The 22,491-nt window shown below is 62.2% G+C and carries 26 protein-coding genes; 6 read left to right on the top strand and 20 right to left on the bottom strand.

Annotated features, from left to right (window positions below; all coding sequences use genetic code 11):
* Positions 1–10: 10 nt before the first annotated feature.
* The 8 genes from flgG to QM996_RS01355 form a co-directional block, all read right to left on the bottom strand.
* Positions 11–799: a flagellar basal-body rod protein FlgG gene (gene flgG / locus QM996_RS01390; RefSeq protein ID WP_173515598.1), complete on the bottom strand. Its 789-nt coding sequence runs from the start codon at positions 797–799 to the stop codon at positions 11–13.
* Positions 800–810: 11 nt separating this feature from the next.
* Positions 811–1,152, bottom strand: coding sequence for a flagellar hook-basal body complex protein FliE (fliE, locus tag QM996_RS01385; RefSeq protein WP_500268972.1), 342 nt, complete (start codon positions 1,150–1,152; stop codon positions 811–813).
* A complete protein-coding gene (gene flgC / locus QM996_RS01380; protein WP_173515596.1) occupies positions 1,152–1,571 on the bottom strand; it encodes a flagellar basal body rod protein FlgC in 420 nt (139 codons plus the stop codon). The genes fliE and flgC overlap by 1 nt, the downstream gene beginning before the upstream one ends.
* 5 nt (positions 1,572–1,576) lie before the next feature.
* The gene (flgB, locus tag QM996_RS01375) at positions 1,577–1,957 is read right to left on the bottom strand and encodes a flagellar basal body rod protein FlgB (protein WP_429812898.1); all 381 of its coding nucleotides are present in this window, start codon (positions 1,955–1,957) and stop codon (positions 1,577–1,579) included.
* Positions 1,958–2,117: 160 nt separating this feature from the next.
* Positions 2,118–2,675 carry a flagellar protein gene (locus QM996_RS01370; protein WP_500268971.1) on the bottom strand — a complete coding sequence of 186 codons (558 nt, stop codon included), beginning with the start codon at positions 2,673–2,675 and terminating at the stop codon, positions 2,118–2,120.
* Positions 2,675–4,066 carry a flagellar protein export ATPase FliI gene (gene fliI, locus QM996_RS01365; protein ID WP_500268970.1) on the bottom strand — a complete coding sequence of 464 codons (1,392 nt, stop codon included), beginning with the start codon at positions 4,064–4,066 and terminating at the stop codon, positions 2,675–2,677. Before fliI ends, QM996_RS01370 begins: the two co-directional genes overlap by 1 nt.
* Before the next feature lie 18 nt (positions 4,067–4,084).
* Positions 4,085–4,810, bottom strand: a complete 726-nt coding sequence (gene flgF / locus QM996_RS01360) for a flagellar basal body rod protein FlgF (RefSeq protein WP_500268969.1) — start codon at positions 4,808–4,810, stop codon at positions 4,085–4,087.
* Between the two features lie 2 nt (positions 4,811–4,812).
* Positions 4,813–5,592, bottom strand: a complete 780-nt coding sequence (locus QM996_RS01355) for a DUF1217 domain-containing protein (protein WP_500268968.1) — start codon at positions 5,590–5,592, stop codon at positions 4,813–4,815.
* A gap of 183 nt (positions 5,593–5,775) precedes the next feature.
* On the opposite strand from QM996_RS01355, the gene motA reads away from it, so the two are divergent.
* The 6 genes from motA to QM996_RS01325 all read left to right on the top strand — a co-directional run bounded on the left by motA (position 5,776) and on the right by QM996_RS01325 (position 11,216).
* Complete coding sequence (gene motA / locus QM996_RS01350; protein ID WP_429812562.1) at positions 5,776–6,654, top strand: flagellar motor stator protein MotA; 879 nt, start codon at positions 5,776–5,778, stop codon at positions 6,652–6,654.
* A gap of 4 nt (positions 6,655–6,658) precedes the next feature.
* Positions 6,659–7,594: a flagellar motor switch protein FliM gene (locus QM996_RS01345; protein WP_500268967.1), complete on the top strand. Its 936-nt coding sequence runs from the start codon at positions 6,659–6,661 to the stop codon at positions 7,592–7,594.
* A 60-nt stretch (positions 7,595–7,654) separates the two neighbouring features.
* Positions 7,655–8,260 carry a flagellar motor switch protein FliN gene (gene fliN / locus QM996_RS01340; protein WP_500268966.1) on the top strand — a complete coding sequence of 202 codons (606 nt, stop codon included), beginning with the start codon at positions 7,655–7,657 and terminating at the stop codon, positions 8,258–8,260.
* A gap of 142 nt (positions 8,261–8,402) precedes the next feature.
* Positions 8,403–9,434 (top strand): flagellar motor switch protein FliG, encoded by a 1,032-nt coding sequence (gene fliG, locus QM996_RS01335; RefSeq protein WP_500268965.1) that lies wholly within the window; start codon positions 8,403–8,405, stop codon positions 9,432–9,434.
* Between the two features lie 259 nt (positions 9,435–9,693).
* Positions 9,694–10,770, top strand: coding sequence for a flagellar type III secretion system protein FlhB (gene flhB, locus QM996_RS01330; RefSeq protein WP_500268964.1), 1,077 nt, complete (start codon positions 9,694–9,696; stop codon positions 10,768–10,770).
* Positions 10,771–10,775: 5 nt separating this feature from the next.
* Complete coding sequence (locus QM996_RS01325) at positions 10,776–11,216, top strand: BspJ family T4SS effector nucleomodulin (RefSeq protein WP_065372397.1); 441 nt, start codon at positions 10,776–10,778, stop codon at positions 11,214–11,216.
* A 94-nt stretch (positions 11,217–11,310) separates the two neighbouring features.
* On the opposite strand, the gene visR is transcribed toward QM996_RS01325, so the two are convergent.
* The 12 genes from visR to QM996_RS01265 form a co-directional block, all read right to left on the bottom strand.
* Positions 11,311–12,051: a helix-turn-helix transcriptional regulator gene (gene visR, locus QM996_RS01320; protein WP_500268963.1), complete on the bottom strand. Its 741-nt coding sequence runs from the start codon at positions 12,049–12,051 to the stop codon at positions 11,311–11,313.
* 12 nt (positions 12,052–12,063) lie between these two features.
* On the bottom strand, positions 12,064–12,804 hold the full coding sequence (gene visN / locus QM996_RS01315; protein ID WP_500268962.1) for a helix-turn-helix transcriptional regulator: 741 nt from the start codon (positions 12,802–12,804) through the stop codon (positions 12,064–12,066).
* Positions 12,805–13,628: 824 nt separating this feature from the next.
* A complete protein-coding gene (gene fliF / locus QM996_RS01310; protein ID WP_500268961.1) occupies positions 13,629–15,299 on the bottom strand; it encodes a flagellar M-ring protein FliF in 1,671 nt (556 codons plus the stop codon).
* 360 nt (positions 15,300–15,659) lie between these two features.
* Complete coding sequence (gene cheT, locus QM996_RS01305; RefSeq protein WP_500268960.1) at positions 15,660–16,052, bottom strand: chemotaxis protein CheT; 393 nt, start codon at positions 16,050–16,052, stop codon at positions 15,660–15,662.
* Between the two features lie 74 nt (positions 16,053–16,126).
* Positions 16,127–16,681, bottom strand: a complete 555-nt coding sequence (gene cheD / locus QM996_RS01300; protein WP_113536446.1) for a chemoreceptor glutamine deamidase CheD — start codon at positions 16,679–16,681, stop codon at positions 16,127–16,129.
* Entirely contained in the window at positions 16,678–17,067 is a 390-nt protein-coding gene (locus tag QM996_RS01295) for a response regulator (protein ID WP_034851752.1), read from the bottom strand. The genes cheD and QM996_RS01295 overlap by 4 nt, the downstream gene beginning before the upstream one ends.
* Positions 17,067–18,128 (bottom strand): protein-glutamate methylesterase/protein-glutamine glutaminase, encoded by a 1,062-nt coding sequence (locus tag QM996_RS01290; RefSeq protein ID WP_500268959.1) that lies wholly within the window; start codon positions 18,126–18,128, stop codon positions 17,067–17,069. The genes QM996_RS01295 and QM996_RS01290 overlap by 1 nt, the downstream gene beginning before the upstream one ends.
* Positions 18,125–19,033, bottom strand: coding sequence for a protein-glutamate O-methyltransferase (cheR, locus tag QM996_RS01285; protein WP_500268958.1), 909 nt, complete (start codon positions 19,031–19,033; stop codon positions 18,125–18,127). The genes QM996_RS01290 and cheR overlap by 4 nt, the downstream gene beginning before the upstream one ends.
* Positions 19,030–19,500, bottom strand: a complete 471-nt coding sequence (locus tag QM996_RS01280; protein WP_500268957.1) for a chemotaxis protein CheW — start codon at positions 19,498–19,500, stop codon at positions 19,030–19,032. Before QM996_RS01280 ends, cheR begins: the two co-directional genes overlap by 4 nt.
* A 5-nt stretch (positions 19,501–19,505) precedes the next feature.
* Entirely contained in the window at positions 19,506–21,788 is a 2,283-nt protein-coding gene (locus QM996_RS01275) for a chemotaxis protein CheA (RefSeq protein ID WP_500268956.1), read from the bottom strand.
* Positions 21,789–21,807: 19 nt separating this feature from the next.
* Positions 21,808–22,173: a response regulator gene (locus QM996_RS01270; RefSeq protein ID WP_025425897.1), complete on the bottom strand. Its 366-nt coding sequence runs from the start codon at positions 22,171–22,173 to the stop codon at positions 21,808–21,810.
* Positions 22,174–22,176: 3 nt separating this feature from the next.
* Positions 22,177–22,470: an STAS domain-containing protein gene (locus QM996_RS01265; protein WP_500268955.1), complete on the bottom strand. Its 294-nt coding sequence runs from the start codon at positions 22,468–22,470 to the stop codon at positions 22,177–22,179.
* Between the last annotated feature and the right edge of the window lie 21 nt (positions 22,471–22,491).

Genomic DNA, 22,491 nt, shown 5'->3' with positions numbered 1-22,491 from the left:
CCCTCTTTCGTTACCTGAGGTTCTTGCTCACCGTGGCCGCCATTTCATCGGCCGCCTGAATGATCTTGGAGTTCATCTCGTAGGCGCGCTGCGCCGAGATCAGGTCGGTAATTTCCTTCACCGGATCGACGTTGGACGCTTCGAGGTATTTCTGCTTGATCTGGGCGAAGCCCGGGTCGGCCGGCGTGCCGACGATCGCGTCGCCGGAAGCCGGGGTCTCCTTGAAGAGGTTGTCGCCCTGCGGCTCGAGGCCGGCCTCGTTGACGAAGTTGGCGATCGTCAGCTGACCGATTTCCTGCATTGCGGGATCGTTGCCGATACGCACCATCACCTGGCCGGAGCTGGTGAAGGCGATTTCCGTCGCGTCCTGCGGAACCGTGATGCCGGGAACGACCGTGTAGCCGTCGATGGTCACGAGTTGGCCCTGGGCATTCTTGTTGAACGCGCCCGAGCGCGTGTAAACCGTTTCGCCATCCGGCGTCTCGACCTGGAACCAGCCGCGACCCATCAGCGCCAGGTCATAATCGTTGCCGGTATTCACCAGGCTGCCCTGGATATGCAGGTTGCGAACGGCCGCCGTCTGGACGCCGAGACCGATGATCGCGCCTTCCGGAACGATTGCCTGGTTGGAGCGGTTCGGCACGCCCTGGGCGCGCTCGGTCTGATAAAGCAGATCGGAGAATTCGGCGCGCGCACGCTTGTAACCGGTCGTGTTGATGTTCGCGATGTTGTTCGCGATTACCTCGAGGTTCAGCTGCTGGGCGTTCATGCCGGTGGCGGCAATGGAAAGGGCCTTCATGTCTCGTTCCTTCAGATCTGCATGCGCGCGATTTCGAGGTAGGCGGTGACCACCTTGTCGCGGATGGCGATTGCTGTCTGGAGCGACTGCTCGGCATTCATGACAGCATCGACAACGTCACGGGTGTTTGCCTGACCGCGAATGCCGTCGAGCGATGCGCCCTCGGCCTTTTTCATCGCGTTGATGGTATCGGTCGCCATGTCCCCGAGGACCGAGGCGAAGCTTTGCCCCTGCGGCACGCCCGGCGTGGCCGTCGGCATGCTGAAGATCGACGAAGAGGAAGATGTGGAACGGGTGCCGTCGGTCTCTTTGGTAACCGAGAACGCGCCGAGGGATTTGACTGCATCGATCATTATTGCGAGGCTCTCAACAGGTCGATTGTCTGTGAAATCAGATCACGGGACTGCTTGATGGTCTGGAGGTTGGCCTCATAGGCGCGGTTGGCTTCGCGCATGTCGGCCATCTCGACCAGGATGTTCACGTTCGGCATCTTGACCATGCCCTTGTCGTCGGCGGCCGGATTGCCCGGATCGAACTCGATGTTGAAATCCGAATCATCCGTGCCCTGCCGTTCGATCTCGACCAGCGAGGCGCCGCTTGCGCGATCCACTTCGGCAGCGAAGCTGATGGTCTTGCGACGGTAGGGTTCCGAACCCGGCGTGTCGCCGGTCGAGCGGGCATTGGCGATGTTTTCGGAGACGATACGCAGACGGGTCGATTCCGCCTGGAGGCCGGAGGCCGATACCTTGAGGGCCGAGGTCAATGGATCCATGGTTCTTATTTCCGTACCGTCATCAGCATCATGCGGTGAAACGCCTTCACAAGCCCGGCGCTGAGCTCGTAGTCGCGCTTGATCTCGCCGGTCTTCATCATTTCCTGCTCGATCGCGACGCTGTTGCCGGATTGCTGGATCTGCACACCGTCGACCATGCCGACTTCGGCCACCTGCGAGGCTTCGAGGCCTTCGGTGAAATGCGCCTTGTGGGTCGCGGCCATCTGCATGCCGGTATCCTGCAGCACGCTTTCGAACGGCTTGACGTCCTTCGCCTTGTAGTGCGGCGTGTTCGCATTGGCGATGTTGCCGGCCACCACGTTCTGGCGAACGGTCAGCCATTGGGCCTGCCGGGACGCGAGTTCGAAAAGCTGAATTTGCATCAGAAGCTCCATGCTTGGTGATGCGAACCTAGGCCGGTAATCTTGCGTGGGACTTTCGTCGGAAGCGGCTGCGATCGGGACGTTTGCATCCCACGGTCGAACGGCAGCAAGCCGCGCATCCGAAAAGATACGCGACCATCATCTTAGGCGATGTGCTGCTAGATCAGTCGGCCTGGTAGACTTCGCCTGACGAGGTGATCATCACCCAATGGCCGTCACGCTGCTCGAGCGTGGCAAGCCGCGTGTTGTCGGGCAGGACCGAGCCGATGCGCACGATGTACATGCCGCTCGCGTCCTCGATCAGTGCCCGGCCATTGGCGACATGCATCAGCTTGAAACCCGACTTGCCGGGAAAGGGCTGCGCCAGCCCCTCTTCCGCCGCGGTCCCCTCGGGACCCAGACCAGCGCCGATGCCAGGCACCGTCGCCGTCGTCAGCTGGTCGATCGCGGCAAGCGTCTCGCCGTCGGCATCGGGCATCGCCAGCGGCGAGACCGAGACGACATTGCGGGCGGCGCGCTCCGGCAGATCGCGGGTGGAACCCTGCCAGAGCGGCGGCATGGTGAACTTGTCCTGGTGGAAGAAGGCGTACCAGGGAAAGAAGGTCGCAAAAGCGGCAAGCGCGACGCCGGTCGCGGCCAGGAACTTGTCGGTCATCGGCATGCGGCTGCTTCGCTTGCGCTGATGCACCTTTTCATCCGCATCGTAATCGGTCAAAGCCATCACCTCGCCCTCGCGCCCGGTTGATTGCCCATCGCCGCCGCCTTCAATGCATTCGCAAGATCGGCAAAGGCGTCCTGCGCCGGGCGCTCACCGGCGGTCTGCGTCAGCACCTCATAGATGACCGGCACCTGCTTGATCGCCATGTCGAGGTCGGGATCGCCACCGGGGCGGTAACCGCCGATCAGGCGAAGATCGCGGGTTTCCTCGAAGCGGTGGATCAGCGCCTTCAGACGCGCCACCAGCTTTTCCTGATCCGGCGTCCAGGCCTTGCGCGCCAGACGCGAGATCGAGGCGAGCGGATTGATCGGCGGATAACGCCCCTCTTCCGCAAGGCTGCGTTCGAGAACGATGTGACCGTCGAGAATGCCACGCGTCGAGTCGGCGACCGGGTCGTTGTGGTTGTCGCCGTCGACGAGGATGGAGATGATCGCCGTGATCGTGCCCGTGCCTTCGGTACCGGGGCCGGCACGCTCCAGCAGGCGCGGCAGTTCGGTGAAGACGGAGGCCGGGTAGCCGCGGGCGATCGGGGGCTCGCCGGAAGCCGTCGCCACTTCGCGGATCGCATGTGCGAAACGCGTCACGCTGTCGACGATCAGCAGCACGTTGTCGCCATTGTCGCGGTAATGCTCGGCGATTGTGACGGCGGTCAGCGGCGCCATCTTGCGCAGCATCGGGCTTTCGTCGCTGGTCGCCACCACCGCAACCGACTTTGCGAGATTGTCGCCGAGCGTGTCCTCGATGAATTCGCGCACTTCGCGGCCGCGCTCGCCGACCAGCGCGATTACCACCTTGTCGAAGGCGTCTGCGCGCGCCAGCATGGAGAGCAGCGTCGACTTGCCGACGCCGGAACCGGCGAAGATGCCGAGACGCTGGCCGAGGCAGAGGGGCGAAAAGATATCGATTGCCCTGACGCCGGTGAGAAAGCCCTTTTCGACCCGCTTGCGGCTCATCGACGGCGGTGCGGTGTTGGAGATCGAACGGCGCACGTCGCCTTGCATCAACGGCCCGAGACCGTCGATCGGCTCGCCGAGCGCATTGATGGTGCGGCCGCACCATTGATCGGTCGGCGCGACGCGGAAAGCCCCCTTGCGGATCACGGTGTCGTGGATGCCGATGGGATCACCCGGCTCGATCGGGCAGACGACCACCCGCTCGGGCTCGACCCGCACCACTTCGCCGAGATGGGTTCCGGTTACGCTCTTGTGGGCGACAAAATCACCGAGCCGCACATGCCGCGACAGGCCGGTCACCGTGTAATGCCCGGGCGAGATCGTCTGCACGTGACCGCCGGGAGCGATCGAGAATTCGGGCTTTGCATAGCGCTCGACGAGGCCGGCAAGTGCTGCCAGAGAGGTCGATCCCGCGCTTGTCTTCAGGCGTTCGCGTTGCATGCCGATACCCGTCAGAATTTAGCGACTGCCGCCGAGCGTCTTGACCGCTTCCTCGAGCGATCCTTCGCTGTCACGCAACAGGGCGGTGATGTTGTCGAAGGCGCGCGTGACCATGATCAGCTGCGACATTTCCTGGACGGCATTGACGTTGGACTCCTCGACGAAGCCCTGCATCACGCCGACATCGAAGCGGTCGACCACCGGCTCCGGCTGCATCGTCGGCTGTACGGCGCTGTTGTCGAGACGCACGAAGCCTTTGCTGAAATCGGCCTGGTAGAGGCCGAGCGAGGCGACCGCGACGCCGTTCTGGTGAAGCGCACCATCGGCACCGACCGTGATTTCCCCGCTATTGCCGTTGAGCTGGATCGGCGCGCCGCCGGCATCGAGCACCGGATAGCCGCGGATCGTCACGAGTTCACCGGCGTCGGTCAGCGTGAAGCGCCCGTCGCGCGTGAGTGCCGGGCCGGCCGGCGTCTCGATCTGAAACCAGGCGTCGCCCTTGACGGCGAAGTCGAGGGCCGAGCCGGTCCGCGTCAGCGAGCCGTTGCTGGTGTTCAGGAATTCCTCGCCCTTGCTGACATAGGCAACCTTGGTCGGCTTCGTATCACCGAGCATCTGGTTGAACTTCACCTCGGTACCACGGAAGCCGACGGTGCTGGCATTCGCGATGTTGTCGGCGAGCGTGTTGAGGCGCTTTTCGAGCGCCATCTGCGACGAAATCGCGACGTAAAGACCGGTCTGCACGTTCAGCGTCCCCCGAGTTTCAGGCTGTTGATGGACAGGAGAAGATCGGAAGAGATGCCGTAGCCGCTCGACGAACCGAAGACTGCGAGCGGATCATAACCGTCCGTTGAATTTTTGGTTTCCCAGAGCGCCGTGAACCGGTCGAGAAACTCGGTCACCTTGCCCGGGTTCTGGAAATCCTTGAAATCGATCGCCTCCTCATAGGCCTCGGCCTGCCGATCGACATCGGTCGCGGCGAATTCGTCGGGCAATTGCAGGGCGGTGCGCACCACCTGGGCCAGCGCCTCGTCGGCGATGATGGCATAACCACTGCTGATCGTCGGCGCCATGCGCGCAAAATAGAGGGCGAGCCGTACGCCGGCATTCTCCTCGCCGGCATTCTGCTCCAGCGTCTGGCGGGCATATTTGTCGGCGACGCCCTTCTGCGCGCGGTCGAAGGATGTGGCGGCGGCACCATGGGCGGCAAAGTTCAGCGACTCGACGAGCTGCTTGTAGCGGTTGTCCGTCAGCTTGTTGGCGAAGGCGTCGTCATTGTCGATGCCTTCGGTCAGCACCTTGCGCATGAAAGCTTTGGCATAGGCCATGTCTTCGAGACCGTGGGCCTTCATGGCGTAGTTGTAGAGCCTGGTATCGGCAAAGAAATCGTCGATCGTTTTCACGTCACCGATCTTCGACAGGTAGTATTCCGTCTCGCGCGCCACATCCGGCTGCTCGGCAACGCGGGCCAGCGACTTCGTCAAGTCGGCCGTTATCAGCTTGTAGCTCGTATAGGTCGTGGTCACGATCGGTTCGCCCCTGCCGGAATGACTGAGACAGAGCATGCGCCCTGCCTTGGCAAATCCTGACCGGATAGCCTTGCGCGAACCTGTTCCAGTCAAAGGCTCCGCCACCCGTACCGGCCAGCCTCACGCAAGGATGAAACCGTATCCCGTTAGCGGAAAATAAGATCGCGACAGGTATCGAAAATGAACATCATCATCGGGCTTCTTGTGACGTTCGGCTGTATTCTCGGCGGCTATCTGGCCATGGGCGGCCACATGGAGGTCCTCAACCAGCCCTTCGAACTGCTGATCATCGGCGGGGCCGGCGTCGGCGGCTTCATCATGGCCAATTCGATGAAGGTGGTGAAGGATACCGGCAAGGCGCTCGGCGAAGCCTTTCGCCACAGAGTGCCGAAGGAGCGCGAATACCTCGACACGCTCGGCGTTCTCTATTCGCTGATGCGGGACCTGCGCACCAAGTCGCGCAACGAGATCGAAAGCCACATCGACAACCCGGAAGAATCCTCGATCTTCCAGTCGGCGCCGACGGTTCTGAAGAACAAGGAACTGACGGCCTTCATCTGCGATTATGTGCGCCTGATCATCATCGGCAACGCCCGTTCGCACGAGATCGAAGCGCTGATGGACGAGGAAATCCAGACCATCACCCACGACAAGATGAAGTGCTACCACGCGCTGACGACGATGGGCGATGCCTTCCCGGCCATCGGCATCGTCGCGGCGGTTCTCGGCGTCATCAAGGCCATGGGCGCGATCAGCGAGGCGCCGGAAGTTCTCGGCGCCAAGATCGCAGCCGCACTCGTCGGCACGCTGCTCGGCGTGTTCCTGTCCTATTCGATCGTCGCTCCGCTCGTCGCCAACATCAAATCGGTGCGCGAGAAGCAGAACCGGCTCTATGTCATCGTCAAGCAGACGCTGCTTGCCTATATGAATGGCTCGGTACCGCAGGTCGCTCTCGAATACGGCCGCAAGACCATCTCGGCCTATGAGCGTCCGTCGATCGACGCGGTCGAGCAGGAAATGATGAACCCCGGCGGTGGCAGCGAAAGCAAGGCGGCCTGATCTCATGAGTTCCAACGTTCACGCATTCGACCGGAAACTCCTGGCGCGCATGACCGGCGCGCTCGGCGACGACCGGGTGATCGGCCGGCTGGCGCTCGAACTCGGCCAGGTCTTCGGCGAATTCCTGCCCGACATCTGCCGGGCGGAAACGGGGCTCGACATCACGATCGGCTATGCCGGTTTCCGAACGGGGTTCCGGCAGGAGTTGATCGCCGGCCTCGGCACCGGCGTGGTGATCAGTGACGTCTCCTTGCGCAACTGGTGCGCGGATTTCCAGATCGGCTGCGACAGCCCGATCATCATCACCCTCGTCGAGGCGCTGCTCGGCGCCGAGCCGGCCGGGATCGAGGAGCCGCAGCCGCGTGCGCTCTCGCAGATCGAGATCGATGTCGCCGTGCCGCTCTTCGAAAAGATCGCCGACGTGCTGCGCACCGCCGTCAATGCGCCTGGTGGTTTCGAACCGATCGTCGAACGCCCGCTCAACAGCGCTTCGCGTCCCAAGCCCGATCCGATGATCGAGGACATCCATGCGGGCGCCATCGACATGACGATCGGCTTCGGCCCGGTCATGTCCACCTTCTTCGTCATTGTCCCGCAGAGCGTGCTGCTGAAGACCACCATCGTCTTCCCGAAGGGCAGTGGCCAGCAGCGCAAGGCAAAGGCCGAATGGACAGAGCAGCTCGAGGAACAGGTGCGCCGCTCCGCCGTCTCGATCGAGGCGCGGATCCGGCTCGAAAGCCTGACGCTCGAAACGATCAGCCGGCTGCAGGCGGGCGACGTCATTCCCTTCCACGACACCCAGGACGTTCGCGTCGACGTCAACGCCAACGGCCGTGACCTCTATGTCTGCGAATTCGGACGGTCGGGATCGAAATACACGGTCAGGGTCAAGGATACCCACGGCTCGGAACAGGACATCCTTCGCCACATCATGAGTTAAATCGGCCTGCCGCGCGCTCGCAGCATGCCTGAGGCAAGCTTCAACTGGAATAGTTCTCACATGGCACCCAAGAAAGCACCCATCAACGAGGCAGACGTCGCGGTCGGAGACATGGAACTCGACCAGGCGATCAATGACCTGCGCGGTGTCCTCAAGCAGGATTCGGATGCGCCGGCGGCCTTCGGCTCGGATTTCGGCAGCGAACCCGCTGGCGCGGCAAGCGACTTCGGCAGCGAATTCGGTGCACCGGCCGGCGGTCTCGACGCCTTCGGCGGCGACTTCGACTCCAGCGACTTCGGCGCCGATCTCGGCGGCGGTTCCGTCTCGGGCGACTTCGGCGGCACGGATTTCGGCACGACGTCCTTCGATGGCGCTGAAGCGGCGATCGACACGCCGCCCGGCAGCGGCATGACGGCCAATCTCGACCTGATCATGGATATCCCTATCGATGTTCAGATCGTGCTCGGCACGAGCCGCATGCAGGTTTCCGGTCTCATGGGCTTGAGCGAAGGTGCAACGATCGCGCTGGATCGCCGGATTGGCGAGCCAGTCGAGATCATGGTCAACGGCCGGGTGATCGGCCGCGGTGAAATTACCGTTCTCGAAGGCGACGATACGCGCTTCGGCGTCAAGCTCATCGAGATCAAGGGCAGCAAGAAGTCATAGAGCCAAGAGCGGGATGAGGAAAAGTGTTTACGGTTTTCCGCCCGCATCCCGCTCTAACTTATGAGAATCGATCACGTTTATGATTTTGGGTCGATCCGACCCAAAATCATCGTGATCTAGTGACCGGGCGAAGGATGAATCCATGATGGATTTCGAAAGTTTCGAGGCACAGGCGCTATCAAGGCCGCTGAGCCAGACGGACAAGGCGGCGGCCGTCCTGCTTGCCATGGGCAAAGGCGTCGCAAGCAAGCTCTTGAAGTTCTTCACCCAGAGCGAGTTGCAATCGATCATCGCCGCGGCGCAGTCGCTGCGCGCCATCCCGCCGCATGAGCTCGAAGCGCTCGTCAACGAGTTCGAAGACCTCTTCACCGAGGGCGCCGGGCTGATGGACAATGCCAAGGCGATCGAAAGCATCCTCGAAGAAGGCCTGACTCCGGACGAGGTCGACGGCCTGCTCGGCCGCCGCGCCACGTTCCAGTCCTACGAGGCCAGTATCTGGGATCGCCTGCAGGAATGCGATCCGGTCGCCGTCTCGGTACAGCTTGCCAAGGAACATCCGCAGACGATCGCCTACGTTCTGTCGATGATGCCGTCGGGCTTCGGCGCCAAGGTGCTGCTGCAGCTTTCCGAAGAACAGCGTCCGGATATCCTGAAGCGCGCCGTCAACATGAAGGACGTCAACCAGAAGGCAGCCGCAATCATCGAGAAGCGGGTCATGGAAATGATCGGCGAGATGGAAGCGGAACGCAATTCGGCCGGCCCGGCCAAGATCGCCGAGGTGATGAACGAACTCGACAAGCCGCAGGTGGACACCCTGCTCGCGTCGCTCGAATCGCTCAGCACCGCTTCCGCCAACAAGGTGCGCCCGAAGATCTTCCTGTTCGACGACGTGCTCTACATGCCGCAGCGCAGCCGCGTACAGCTCTTCAACGACGTGTCGACCGACATCATCACGATGGCGCTGCGCGGTTCGACGGCCGAACTGCGCGAATCGGTACTCGCCTCGATCGGCGCACGCCAGCGCCGCATGATCGAATCCGATCTCGCCATGGGCGATGCCGGCATCAACCCGCGCGACATCGCGATCGCACGGCGTTCGATCACCCAGGAAGCCATCCGCCTGGCAGCCAGCGGCCAGCTCGAGCTCAAGGAAAAGGACGCGCAAGCGGCCTGATCGCACGCCCCGCAGACGGCCTGACGCCCCCTCCCCACGGTATTTCCTGTTGAGCCCCGGCATATGCCGGGGCTCAACGCTTGTCTGCCCTGCCTTTCGGGTTCACTACTGCCCGACTCCCGAGATCGGAATCGATTGAGGGCATAATGATGCGGCAGCTCAACGTGTTGCAGCGGGCTTCTTGCGTCTGAACAGGCGCACGGCGCTGATGGAAAACGCGAACGAGGCTGCGCTGGTGTAACCGGAGCCTTCCTGCTTCATGTCTGATGATCAGGATAAAGACAGCAAAACAGAGGCCCCGTCCGAGAAGAAGATCTCCGACGCCGCCGAGAAGGGTAATGTGCCTTTCTCTCGCGAGGCGACAATGTTCGCCTCGACGCTGGCGTTCTACATCTTCTTCGTCTTCTTCCTCGCCGACGGTGTCAGCACCATGGCCGAGGCCCTCAAGGACATCTTCGAGCAGCCCGAAGCCTGGCGGCTGGAAAATTCGACCGACGTGGTGGCGCTCATCAGCCATCTCGCATGGAAATCGACCGCGCTGCTCGTACCCGCCTTCGTGCTGCTCATCATCTTCGGCGTCGGTTCCTCGATCTTCCAGAACCTGCCGCGGCCGGTCCTGGACCGCATCCAGCCGAAGCTCAATCGCATTTCACCGATGGCCGGGTTCAAGCGCATCTTCGGCGTGCAGGGACTGGTCGAGTTCGGCAAGTCCCTGTTCAAGATCATCATCGTCTCCGTCGTCGTCGTGCTGGTGCTGTGGAACGACTACTTCGCGACGCTCGACCTGATGTTCTCCGATCCGGTCACGATGTTTTCGACGATGACGAGCGATCTCAACGAGATCATGATCGTCATCCTGTTTGCGACCGCAGTTCTGGCGATCGCCGACCTCTTCTGGTCGCGCCACCATTGGTACACCGAACTGATGATGACCAAGCAGGAAGTGAAGGAGGAAATGAAGCAGGCCCAGGGCGATCCGATCGTCAAATCGCGCCTGCGCTCGATGCAGCGTGACCGGGCGCGCAAGCGGATGATCTCGTCCGTACCGCGGGCAACGCTGGTCATCGCCAACCCGACCCACTACGCCGTCGCCTTGCGCTATGTCCGCGAGGAAAACGACGCGCCGGTCGTCGTGGCGATGGGCCAGGATCTGGTTGCCCTGAAAATCCGTGAAATTGCAGAGAAAAATGGCGTGCCCGTCTTCGAGGACCCGCCGCTCGCACGCTCCATGTTTGCACAAGTCTCGGTCGATAGTGTGATTCCACCCGTGTTTTACAAGGCTGTTGCCGGACTCATTCACAGGGTGCATGCGTCGCAACCAAAACGGATGACATAACTCCGATGAAAAAGTGCGAATTCTCCGAGAAACGGGAACAGATCGTCGCTGAAGCAATCCGCCCCGTGGCGACCGAACTGCGGCTCATCGACGCCGCCGATTTCATCGCACTCTTGCGGTTCGAATCCTACGCAAGCCTCGCCGATCTCGTCGAATCGGCGGCGGAACTTTACTTTCTGCCCGGCACGGTCAACTTCGGCCTTGGCGGCAACTACAATCTGGATTGGGATTGCGAGCCGGAAATCGTCCTCGACCTGGAGCTCAAACCCCGCGGCGTCACCATCTATGTGCGCCTGTCGCTCGGCAACGAGACGGCCGGTATCGAGATCAGCCATATCAGCTTCCAGAACCCGTCGGCCGACCCGGACGAGAACACGGCCTTCCTGGCGCGGAGCCTGGCAGACGCGAAATTCATCAAGTCCTACGAATTGCCGCTCGCAAGCTGAGAGAACCGCACCAGAGCCCTGAACTCTGCAGAGGGCACCATCAGCGCACAATGCTTCCGCGGAACGCCCAGGCGCCCGATCCCGCCGAGCGCTCTTAGCTGATGTAGCCGAGGCGAATTGCCTTGGCGATCGCCTGGATGCGGTTGACCGAGTCGAGCTTGGTGGTCGCTGCCCCCAGATAGGCGTTGACCGTATGGACGGAGAGGCCCATGCGCTCGGCGATCTCTTCGCTGATATGGCCGTCGCCTGCCATCTGCAAGCAGGCGATCTCGCGGTCGCTCAGGGTTTCGGCCGGTGCCATTCGCTTTTCGTCGGCGGCCAGCAGGTCGGTCATGATCATGCAACTGCGGCCGTGCAGGTCCACCACCTGTTCCGTCGAGGCATCGACGTAGCTGCCGGCGAAGATCACGTAGCCGTTGCCCTGGGCGCCGAGCCTGACGGGAAAGGCAATACCCGAATAGGGGAGCTTGCGTGCTTTCAAGCGATACGCAAAGGGCGCGAGTTCCGAGACCTCGGCCGCCTGGTGTTCCCCTGCCCCGTTCCAGAGCACCGGCAGCAGCGACTGATCGAGATGGGTAACCAGTTCCTCGCCATAGGCGGTGATGAGATCATGCGCGTTCGCTTCGGCCGAAATGCCCCAGTTGTCGAGCACGCAGGTCAGCTTTCGGGCCGTGCCCTTGCCGTTGAGGCGCAGCACGGCGAAGTGCTTGGCATTGATCTGCCGCTGCATGGCTTGAAGACGCGTGACCAGGGTTGCGGCGCGAGCGGCGCGGTTGCCCTGTCTGGCGAGCTTGTGGTCGTCGTCAATCCGCCCACCACCGAGAAAATGCGTCATCGCGCCCGTTCCTTACACAAGATTGTTGCGCACCGCGTAGGCGATCGCTTCCGATCGCGTCCTGGTCGCGGTTTTGCGCATGACGCTGGTGATGTAGTTGTTGATGGTGTTGCGCGAAATTCCGAGGATCACCGCGATCTCTTCGCTGGTCTTGCCCTCGGCGATCCAGAAGAGGCATTCGAGCTCGCGCTCGGTCAACTCGAAGTCCCGGTCGTGCCGGACCTCGGCGCGCGCGGTGAAGCTTGCGAGGTAGCCTGCAAGCAGCGTGACGTCGCGCAGGCTTTCCTGCGACAGGATCACGTCTTCCGGCACGAGCAGCATCAGCGAGAAGCGCAGGCGTCCGACATTGAAGGTGATCGCGCAGTATTCGCGGCTGATGCCGCGCGGCAGGTCGATATCATCGGGCAATGCGTAGAAGCAAGGCTGCAGCACCGCCAGACATTTCTCCAGCTCGGTCGTCTTGGCGTGGAGCGACGTGACGACGCCGGAGAGGCGTCGGACGACATCAAAGGGCCAATCGGAGCAGACCACGAAATCGAGCCCGTTGTCCTGCGAGATGTCGTAACGCGCCAGGAGATAGTGGCTCGCGCCGACATACTCCGTCAGCGCCGAGAGACCGCTGCCAAGACCGCCCCGCCCGGCGACTTCCCCCAGCCTTCGCAAAAGCTGCTCGCGCGAGAACCCGCCGCCGCGCGCACGTGTCGGTGCCGTCGGCAAAGGCCAGACAGCGATGTCTGCTTGCGAAATGTCCATGAATTCAGCCCCCGTACCGGATTCACATCCCGGAACTGCACTTGCACTGTCGCCGCCAACAGCCGGCCGAAGCCGATTATTACCACCAGTCGCAGATCAGGACGCGAATCAACTGTTAAAAATGTACATGGCCGCGAGAAAAATACCACCGCCCCATCCTGGCTATTTACTTCACGTCCGACGCTCGGGCCGAGCACGCCTCGCACGTTCCGGTCGGCCACGTTCATTGCCGGCGCCAAAGCGCAACGCATTGACAGAAAACGCATTTCCGCTCGAAATCTTGGCTTTTCCCGGCGATTGCCGCAATTCCGGACAGCACTACCGGCGTCATTGTGCCCGGAAAACAGGCGTTTGTTGCCGGTGTCCGAAAATTAGAACCTCGAGAAATTATACTTTGTTTTCACGGCTGTTGCTGAAATGCACCAGGAGTTCTTCCGGTTCTTCTCATTTTACCGATATATAAATTGTGATTCCCTCAGAATAAAATCCTGATGTTTAGAAAGTTATATTTCAATTTGACTATGTATAGCCGGAATCCGGCATAGTACATGACCGCAGTCGATGCACGCCCTGGGCGCGCGCCGAATCTATAAATTAAGATATCGTTAAAATATTACCATTCGCGGCATCCGGCGGGACTCAGCGGCCCCGCTTCGAAACTTGAAGCAAATTTTGCGACGATGACGACGGACGCGCCCGGACTCTCGTAATATTTGGCCCGAACATGAAGGGCGCCACGAAGCATGCCGTGGTGGCGCCCACAAACACAAATCCCGCCACAGGGGCGGGATGTGCGTTTGCTTGCGGCAATGGCCACGGCGGGATCAGGCGGCCTTGTCGAGTGCCCATTTGCGCAGGATTTTCGCCGCGCGTTCTTCGCTGATCTCGACCATCCGGGCCAGGCGCCTTTCCGGACCTTCCTTGACGCGGCGGTTGAAGCCACCGTCCTCGCCCATGTTGAGCAGGTCGTCGGTGCTGTCGAAGCCGAAGTCCGACCCGAAGCCTTCCATGAGCGCCCCGCCGGCACCGGCATTGGCCGGAGAGAAGTCGGGCAATTCGAGGCCGGCGGCTTCGCCTTCGAGCTGGCCGGCAGTGCTGCCGAACCCGAGCTGGCGGGCGAGCGGCCGCATGCCCCAGACAACCAGAGCGGCCACGACGATAAAGGCGAGGGCATTGATGATGCCGCCGAGATTGCGGGTCAGCGTTTCCATCACACCGGGGCCGGCGACGGCCTGGTCGAGCAACTGTGTTTCGACGAAGTCCATGGCCGTCAGGGTCACGACGTCGCCGCGGCTCGTATCGAGGCCGGCGGCGGACGCGACGATCTTCTGCATGTCCTGCAGATAGGCGTCGATCTTCGCCTGATCGGCCGGCTCGCCAACCATCGCGGCCAGGCGGCCGCGGTTGACGACGACCGCAACGGAGAGACGTTCGATCGTGTAGCTGTTCTTGACGGTGGCGATCGTCTTGCTGTTGATCTCGTAGTTGGTCTGCTCTTCCTTCTTCTCGGCCTCGTCGCTGGACTTCGGGCCGGCGCCGCCGCTCGGGGCAGCCTGCGGAATGTTCTGCTGGACGGTCGCGGCATTGTCCGGCTGTTGCTGGCTGGACTTCTGTTCTTCCTTGGTCACGCGCGTGGAGCGCTCAACCCGCGATTCCGGATCGAAGACCGTTTCCTGGATCTGCTGCGTATCCGTGTTCAGCCGCGCAGTGACGCTCGAACGGAAATTGTCCATTCCGAGGAAGGGCGCCAGCGCATTGTCGATCTTCTTCTCAAGTTCGGTCTGGACGTTCTGGACAACGCCGAGCGACTGGTTGAGAGCGCTGTTGGCCGGGTCGTCACCGGAGGCAAGCAACTGTCCCGTCGAATCGAGCACCGTCACGTCATCGACGTCGAGCCCCGGTACGGAAGAGGCGACGAGATGGCGGATCGAGGCGGCGGCGCTGCGGCCGACGGTGGCGCTGGCACGAATCATGACCGAGGCCGTGGGGTTCTGGTCAGCCTTGCGGAAACTGCCGCGCTCCGGCATCACGATGTGGACGCGGGCGGCGGCGATGCCCGAGATCTGCTGGATCGTGCGGCCGATTTCGCCTTCGAGGGCACGCACCCGCGTCACTTCCTGCATGAAGGAGGTGAGGCCGAGCGAGCCGACATTGTCGAAGAGTTCGTAGCCGGCATTGGCACTGCTCGGCAGTCCGCGCTCGGCGAGCAGCAGGCGCGCCTTGCTCGTCATGCCGACGGGAACCTGGAGGCTGGCGCCATCGGCGCCGACATTGAAGTCGATATTGGCCTCGGCCAGCGCGATGCTGATCTGGGTGACATCGCTGCGTTCGAGCCCGACATAGAGCGTTTCGAACGAGGGTCTGTTGACGTAAATGCCCGCCCCGAGCACCAGGCCGACCGCGACAACGCCGGCTGCCGCCAGCGCCATCAGCCTGCCCTGCCCGAGATTGCTCAGGTTCTTCGTAACCGTCGAGACTTGATCCAACAGACTCATTCTGTTTCCGCACCCAGTATCGCAGGACATTCGCGCCGATCATCGGCCGAGCGCCCTGCGCAGTTCCAACATTCGGGTTTGCTGGGTATCGACATGCTTCGTATCGACTTCCAATGCGCGCGAATCTACCAGCCCCGGTCGGGACCGTAGGAAACGAAACTTGCGCGAACTTGGCTTGATCCGGCCTGATGGCCGATCGATTGGCGGCGCCGGCAGAGTTGTCCACCGGCCTGAAAAGAGCCCACGGCGACGGATATCCGGGACAGCCAGCCTTGCCGGAGCATCGGCTCTGTCACCGCTAAATACTGATTTTGAAGTATTATTTCCCAGACTCAGCGTCGGAAGGGCTCCCGGCGAGCGTCAGAAAGCCTCGAAATCGCCGGCTGCCTTGGTCAGCGGCTGGGAGTGGCCGTGGCGCAACATGCCGTTGCCAAGTGCCTTCTTCATATCGGCAAGCTTGACGAGGCTGACCGCGGTGGTCACGTCGACCAGCCAGTGGTCGGGGATCGACGCCGTTATGGTGTCGATGAATTCCGCGAGGCCGCGCGTCTTCTGCACGGCGAGGTCGATGCCCTGGAGCACCATCACCTTGTCCGGGTTGGCGAGCGCATCAACGCCCTCGTCACCCAGAAGCTGCGGTTCGATCCGTTCGATCAGATAGGCGACGTCATGCAGTTCGGTGACGATTCGCATCAGCACCTCGGGCAGTGCTTCTTCCACGTGCGGCATGTGGCCCTGGTAGTCAGTCTGCATTGGTATGTCTCACGTGGCTCGGGGCTTCGGTAGAAGGTCGTATTTGCGGCCTGCGAGGCGCCTGCCTCACGGGATCAGAAGAATTCGATCGAGCTTTCGGCCGGCTTCGGCGCGATGATCGGGCGCTCCTCCATCTGTACGGTGCGCTGCGTCTCGACGCCGGTCAGGGCATATTGCCGGGCCCGGCCGCTGGACGGCCAATATTCGAGCTTGCGGCCGTGCTCGCCGCCGGTGCTCTCGCCAACGATGCGGATGCCTTCGTCGAGCAGGAACTGCCGTGCGAAAGCGGCATTCTGTTCGCCGACATTGGAGAAACGCGCGATGGTCTTGGCGCCGCCAAAGATCTTGGCTTCGAGACGATCTCGACGCGCGCCCTGCTTCAGCAGTCCGTTGATCAGGAGTTCCATGAGATGGACCCCGTAGCGCGTGGCGTCGCCGCCGGAAGCGGGCGACGTCGCGGAACCAGGCAGCAGGAAATGGTTCATGCCGCCGACGCCGACTACGGGATCGCGCATGCATGCAGCCACGCAGGAGCCGAGAATGGTCGACAGTACGATATTCGGATCGTTGAAGACCTTGTACTCGCCCTGGATGACATGCACGCGCTTGCCGGCGGCTTCCATGTTCATTTGAGCGCCCCGAATACCGCCTCGATCGCAGCCTTCATCTTTTCGATGGTGAAGGGCTTGGCGAGCACGTTGTTGGCACCGAGGGCAGCCGCCTTCTGGACCAGCGCGCGGTCGCCCTGGGCCGTCAGGATGATGAAGGCCGCCTTCTTGGTCGTCGGGTTGGAACGGACCGCCTGCAAGAGGCCAAGACCGTCCATCTTCGGCATGTTGAAGTCGGAGATCACCAGATGATGCGGGTTCTGGGCCATGATCTTCATGCCCTGTTCCCCGTCACCGGCAGCGGTGATCTGCTTGAAACCGAGCTGCTGCAGGGCATCACCCAAGAGCAGGCGGCTCGTCACCTGATCGTCGACGATCAGAACTTTGATTTTTTCGGCGATGGACATTATTCGCTTCCTTCCTTGCGGAGCGCCGCTGCTTTCAGGACCTCCTCCCCGATGGAACCGAGGGGAAGCTGGGTTTCAACGGCGCCCAATTCATAGGCGACTCTCGGCATGCCGTAGACGACGCATGTCTTTTCGTTTTGTCCGAAGGTCTTTGCTCCGGCATGCCGCATTTTCAGAAGACCGGAGGCGCCATCGCGCCCCATGCCGGTCAGAATGACGCCGATCGCGTTGCGGCCGGCGAGTTCAGCAACGGAATCGAACAGCACATCCACCGACGGGCGATGGCCGTTGACCGGTTCGCGATCGACCAGGCGGCAGCAAGGTGCCGTCGCGTTCGCGACCTGCAGATGGCGCTCGCCGCCGGGTGCCAGGTAAACCTTGCCGATTTCGAGCCGCGCGCCATCCGTCGCCTCCTGCACGGTCGGCGCGCACAGGCGGTTCAGCCGCTCGGCAAAGCTCTTGGTGAAGGTGTGCGGCATGTGCTGCGTGATGACGGTCGGCGGGCAATTGGCCGGGAACTTCTGCAACACCGTGATCAGGGCCTCCACGCCGCCGGTCGAAGCACCGATGGCGATGACCTTGCGACCGGCCCGGTATTCCGAAGCCGTGTTCGCATTGGCGGCAGCGGGCGAGCCTGCGATCTTGTTGCCGGTGATGATGAACTTGCGCTGCGAACGGGCGGCCGCCTTCACCTTGTCGACGAGGCCCGCGAAGGGATGCGGGTCGCCCGGATGCGGCTTGCCGACGCAGTCGAAGGCGCCGATTTCGAGCGCGGCGATCGTCGCTTCCGCGCCCTTGTGCGTCAGCGTCGAGACCATGATGACCGGCATTGGCCGGAGCCGCATGATCTTGTCGAGGAATTCGAGGCCGTTCATGTTCGGCATTTCGATGTCGAGCGTGACGACGTCGGGGTCGAGCTGTTTGATCGCCTGGCGCGCTTCCATGGCATCGGCCGCCTGGCCGACGACGGTCACGTCGGGGTCGGCGTTCAGGACAGCGGTGATCAGGCCACGCATGGTGGCCGAGTCGTCGACGACGAGAACACGAGCGGGAGCGGTCATGCCCGTCCTCCATGAAACTTGCCGGTATGGCGGTAGGTGGTGATGCCGATGTTGTCGAAGTGCGACTTGGCGTCACCCGACACGCGCTCGGAATGGCCAATATAAAGATGCCCGTCGGTGTTCAGCATGCCGGCGAAGCGCGACCAGATCTTCATCTGCGTCGGCTCGTCGAAATAGATGACGACGTTGCGGCAGAAGATGACGTCGAACGGACCCTTGAACGGCCACTGGGCCATCAGGTTCAACTCGTTGAAAGTGATCAGCCGCTTGACGCGGTCATCGATCTGCCACTTGAGGCGGCCGCCGACATTGACCTCCGAAAACCATTGCTTGCGCATCGCCGGGTTGACCGTTTCGAGCGCCGTCGCGTCGTAGGCACCGGCGCGGGCGAGCGCCAGGATCTTCGGATCGATATCGGTCGCGAGGATGCGGAAATCGTAGTCGGCCGCGTTCGGCAGCATCGACAGAACCGTCAGCGCGATCGAATAGGGCTCCTGCCCGTCCGAGCAGGCGGCCGACCAGATGCGCACGCGACCGCCGGCCTTGGCGCGTGCGATCAGTTCCGGCAGCACCTCGGTCTTCAGGTGCTCGAAGTGATGGTTCTCGCGGAAGAACCGCGTGAAGTTGGTGGTCAGATGCGAAAGCATGTCACGGCGCGCAGCGGCGCCGGCGGGCGAAGCCACCAGCTGGCAATAATCACGGAAGCCCTTGAGCCCGAGATTGCGGATATGCTTCGACAGCCGCGAATAGACCAGCGACGCCTTGCTCTCGTTGAGATAGATACCGGCATCCGCATAGATCATCGCGGCGATCTCGTTGAGGTCACGACGGGTCAACGGGTACTCGCCGCTGGCCAGGCACTCGTCCGGCGACAGCTTCTGTTCGAATGCGACCTGGTTCCTCATGCCGCTTCCCTTTCTTCCTGTGGGAAGATGGCTTCCAGCTCGATGAGGCAGATCATCCGGCCTTCGACCGCGAGCACGCCGCGGGCGAAGCTTTTTTCGAACTCCGAGGACACGACATCCGGCGTCGGCTGGATCTTGTCGTCGGTGATCGTCAGGATGTCGGAGACGGCGTCCACCAGAAGGCCGACGACCTGGCTCTTCACCTGCGCGACGATGATGACGTGACGCACGGTCGGTTCAGCCGGCGTCATGCCGAGACGGGCCGAAAGATCGACGATCGGCAGCACGGCGCCACGCAGGTTGATCACGCCGAGCACGTAGGGCGGCGCATGCGGCATCGGCGTCGCGGGCGTCCAGCCACGGATCTCGCGCACCGACATGATGTTCACGCAGAATTCCTGAGCGCCGACGCGGAAAGCGATCAGCTCCCGTCCGTCCGTCGTCAGATTTTTTGCGGCATAGGTCATTGTCATTATCCGACTGCAGCAAGTGACATTTCAGGCTTCAGCGACTGCCCGCGCGAGGCGGCGACGATCGCATCGACATCGAGGATGAGCGCCACGCGGCCGTCGCCGAGAATGGTCGCGGCGGCGATGCCCGGCACGTGGGTGTAGTTGGCCTCGAGGCTCTTGATCACCACCTGGCGCTGACCCTGGATCGCATCGACCATCAGGGCACGCTGGCCGCCGCCTTCTGATTCCACCAGAAGTGCTACGCCCTCGACCGGGTTCGCCTGGATGGCGCGGAAGTTGAGGATGCGGCCGACGTCGACGAGGGGGCAGAAGGAGTTGCGGATCGAGATCAGCCGCTGGTTGGCGCCGAAGGAGTGGATCGCCGACGCTTCCGGCTGCAGGGTCTCGACGATCGCGGTCAGCGGCACGACGAGCGTCTGGTTGGCGACGGTGACCACCATGCCGTCGAGCACGGCGAGAGTTAGCGGCAGGCTCATGGTGAAGACCGAACCATGGCCCGGCTTCGAGGAGATGTTGATGCGGCCGCCGAGCGCCTGGATCGAGCGCTTGACCACGTCCATGCCAACGCCGCGGCCGGAGATGTCGGAAATCTTGTCCGCCGTCGAGAAGCCGGCGTGGAAGATCAGGTTGTCGATCTCTTCGTCCGAAAGGTTGGCGTCAGCGGCGATCAGATCGTTGTCGATCGCCTTCTGGCGCACCTTCTCACGGTTGATGCCGGCACCGTCGTCGGCAAGCTCGATGACGATACGGCCGGAACGGTGCTTGGCCGTCAAGCGCACGGTGCCTTCGGCGCTCTTGCCGGCGGCAAGGCGCTTTTCCGGCGTTTCGAGGCCGTGGTCGACCGCGTTGCGGATCATGTGGGTCAGCGGCTCGGCAAGCTTGTCGATGACCGTCTTGTCGACTTCGGTGTTTTCACCCTCGGTGATCAGGCGGACCGACTTGCCGGTCATGTCGGCGATTTCGCGGACGATTCGCGACATGCGCTGGAACACCGGCTTCACCGGCTGCGCGCGGATCGCCATCACCGAGTCCTGGATCTCGCGGGTGAGCTGCTGCAGCTCTTCGAGGCCCATGTTGATCGAGGACGTGCCGTTGGTGTCGTTTTCGACGACGCTCTGCGACAGCATCGCCTGGTTGATGACGAGCTCGCCGACGAGGTTGATCAGACGATCGACACGGTCGAGATCGACGCGGATCGTCGGCGTGGCGGCCGAGGCGGCTGCCTGTTGAGCGGCAGCAGCCGTGGCATTGGCGGCGGGCGCCGCCTTCTCGGCCGGGGTGCGGGTTGCGGATTGCGCCATCTGGACCACGTTGCTGGCAGTCCCCGCAGCCGAAACCGCGGCGTTGCTGAGTTGCTGGGACGCGAGCTGTTCTTCCTCCTCGACGACACCGACCGATACCGCCGGCTCGTCATCGAGGATCGACAGGTCGAAGGGCACTGGCTGCATCGGCAGCTCTTCGTCGGACGACCCGGACTCGTTCGAAACGAGGGAAATCTCCAGGTCGCAATCCCACTCGGCGAATTCGAAGACGGCACGGATCGCGTCCTCGCCCTTGTCGGTCGCGAGCTGGATCTTCCAGAAGAAATAGGCGCTTTCCGGGCTCAGCCGATCGAGCGTCGGCAGCGCTTCCATGTCGCAATGGATGCTCATGTCGCCAAGGCGGGAGAGGTCGCGCAGAAGCAGCGTTGCCTCATTGCCCTTGGCATAGAGATCGGACTTCGGCCTGAAGACGATCTCGTAGGTGGGCGTTTCCATCAGCGGCGGTTCTTCGGCCGCTTCGAAGTCGTCAAAGGAGAAGGCGACCGGCTGGAAACCTTCCTCGTTGACCGGCGGCGGGACCACGGCGGCAACGGATTTGGCAACCACGTCGACCGGCGCTGCGGACGCTTGCGGCACTTCGCCATTCGCCAAAGCTTCGAGCTCCTTGATGAGCTGTCGGCTGCGCGCCTCGTCGACGCTGCCGCCGTCGCGAGCGGCATTGGTGAGGTCGGCCAGCACGTCGGCCGACTTCAGCATCACTTTCAGAACTTCCGGCCCGGGATCCAGCCGGTTGGAACGAACGCAATCAAGGGTCGTCTCGAACACATGCGCGAAGGAGACGAGGTCGTCGAGCCCAAAGGCACCGGCACCACCCTTGATCGAGTGCACCGCGCGAAACACCGCGTTGACCGTTTCCGGGTCGCGGTCGCCGTCATTGAGCTTCAGCAGACCCGATTCCAGCTCGGCGAGTTGCTCCTCGCATTCCTGGAAGAAGATCTCTTTGATTTCGTTCATATCCATTGGAGGCTATCCCCGGACTTCAGGCCGTTACGCGCTCGATTGCATCGATGAGTTTCGTCGGGTCGAACGGCTTGACGATCCAGCCGGTTGCGCCCGCCTGACGCGCACGGTTCTTCTTCTCCGCGTCGCTTTCGGTGGTCAGCACCAGGATTGGAATGGCGCGGTAGCGGTCGTTCTTGCGCACGCCTTCGATGAAGCCGAAGCCATCCAGGCGCGGCATGTTGATGTCGGTGACGATCACATCGGGATTGGCTTCCTCGAGAACCTCGAGGCCCTCGACGCCGTCCTCAGCCTGGATCGTTTCGAACCCGGCATTGTTCAGCGTGACCAGCAGCATGTTTCGGATCGTCCGGGAGTCGTCGACCGTCAGAACTCGCTTCTTCATTTCTCAAATCTCCTTTGCCACCAGATGGTCGATCTCGACCCCGATGAGCTGTGTCGTTTTCTCGAAAGCGTCCGACACCTTGCTGAAGGTGAAAGACAAATGATCCTCTTCCCAGGTCTTGGCGCCGGCCATCAGCACCTGGACACAAAGCGTCCCGACCCGCTCGACCGCCGACGCGTCGATCACGATGTCGCTGCCCTTGAGAGCGACCAGCTTCTCGTGCAACGCCGTCGCTTCGTTCAGGTCCAATACCGGAGCGAGGCTGAGCGTCTTTTGAGCGGTCTTGTTGCTGGCCATTCCTGTCTTCCCTCGACTGCT

Origin of the sequence: Sinorhizobium chiapasense, from assembly GCF_045277575.1 — a bacterium.
GTDB classification, from domain to species: Bacteria; Pseudomonadota; Alphaproteobacteria; order Rhizobiales; family Rhizobiaceae; genus Ensifer; species Ensifer chiapasense_A.
The sequence above is the reverse complement of the archived record's forward strand: the minus strand, read 5'-3'. Positions and strand labels throughout refer to the sequence as shown.

What these genes read in the sequence shown, in the direction of transcription:
- flgG (WP_173515598.1), bottom strand. Translation starts at nt 799, where the DNA reads ATGAAGGCCCTTTCCATTGCCGCCACCGGCATGAACGCCCAGCAGCTG.
- fliE (WP_500268972.1), bottom strand. Translation starts at nt 1,152, where the DNA reads ATGATCGATGCAGTCAAATCCCTCGGCGCGTTCTCGGTTACCAAAGAG.
- flgC (WP_173515596.1), bottom strand. Translation starts at nt 1,571, where the DNA reads ATGGATCCATTGACCTCGGCCCTCAAGGTATCGGCCTCCGGCCTCCAG.
- QM996_RS01370 (WP_500268971.1), bottom strand. Translation starts at nt 2,675, where the DNA reads ATGGCTTTGACCGATTACGATGCGGATGAAAAGGTGCATCAGCGCAAG.
- fliI (WP_500268970.1), bottom strand. Translation starts at nt 4,066, where the DNA reads ATGCAACGCGAACGCCTGAAGACAAGCGCGGGATCGACCTCTCTGGCA.
- motA (WP_429812562.1), top strand. Translation starts at nt 5,776, where the DNA reads ATGAACATCATCATCGGGCTTCTTGTGACGTTCGGCTGTATTCTCGGC.
- QM996_RS01345 (WP_500268967.1), top strand. Translation starts at nt 6,659, where the DNA reads ATGAGTTCCAACGTTCACGCATTCGACCGGAAACTCCTGGCGCGCATG.
- fliN (WP_500268966.1), top strand. Translation starts at nt 7,655, where the DNA reads ATGGCACCCAAGAAAGCACCCATCAACGAGGCAGACGTCGCGGTCGGA.
- fliG (WP_500268965.1), top strand. Translation starts at nt 8,403, where the DNA reads ATGATGGATTTCGAAAGTTTCGAGGCACAGGCGCTATCAAGGCCGCTG.
- flhB (WP_500268964.1), top strand. Translation starts at nt 9,694, where the DNA reads ATGTCTGATGATCAGGATAAAGACAGCAAAACAGAGGCCCCGTCCGAG.
- QM996_RS01325 (WP_065372397.1), top strand. Translation starts at nt 10,776, where the DNA reads ATGAAAAAGTGCGAATTCTCCGAGAAACGGGAACAGATCGTCGCTGAA.
- visR (WP_500268963.1), bottom strand. Translation starts at nt 12,051, where the DNA reads ATGACGCATTTTCTCGGTGGTGGGCGGATTGACGACGACCACAAGCTC.
- visN (WP_500268962.1), bottom strand. Translation starts at nt 12,804, where the DNA reads ATGGACATTTCGCAAGCAGACATCGCTGTCTGGCCTTTGCCGACGGCA.
- fliF (WP_500268961.1), bottom strand. Translation starts at nt 15,299, where the DNA reads ATGAGTCTGTTGGATCAAGTCTCGACGGTTACGAAGAACCTGAGCAAT.
- cheT (WP_500268960.1), bottom strand. Translation starts at nt 16,052, where the DNA reads ATGCAGACTGACTACCAGGGCCACATGCCGCACGTGGAAGAAGCACTG.
- cheD (WP_113536446.1), bottom strand. Translation starts at nt 16,681, where the DNA reads ATGAACATGGAAGCCGCCGGCAAGCGCGTGCATGTCATCCAGGGCGAG.
- QM996_RS01295 (WP_034851752.1), bottom strand. Translation starts at nt 17,067, where the DNA reads ATGTCCATCGCCGAAAAAATCAAAGTTCTGATCGTCGACGATCAGGTG.
- QM996_RS01290 (WP_500268959.1), bottom strand. Translation starts at nt 18,128, where the DNA reads ATGACCGCTCCCGCTCGTGTTCTCGTCGTCGACGACTCGGCCACCATG.
- cheR (WP_500268958.1), bottom strand. Translation starts at nt 19,033, where the DNA reads ATGAGGAACCAGGTCGCATTCGAACAGAAGCTGTCGCCGGACGAGTGC.
- QM996_RS01280 (WP_500268957.1), bottom strand. Translation starts at nt 19,500, where the DNA reads ATGACCTATGCCGCAAAAAATCTGACGACGGACGGACGGGAGCTGATC.
- QM996_RS01275 (WP_500268956.1), bottom strand. Translation starts at nt 21,788, where the DNA reads ATGGATATGAACGAAATCAAAGAGATCTTCTTCCAGGAATGCGAGGAG.
- QM996_RS01270 (WP_025425897.1), bottom strand. Translation starts at nt 22,173, where the DNA reads ATGAAGAAGCGAGTTCTGACGGTCGACGACTCCCGGACGATCCGAAAC.
- QM996_RS01265 (WP_500268955.1), bottom strand. Translation starts at nt 22,470, where the DNA reads ATGGCCAGCAACAAGACCGCTCAAAAGACGCTCAGCCTCGCTCCGGTA.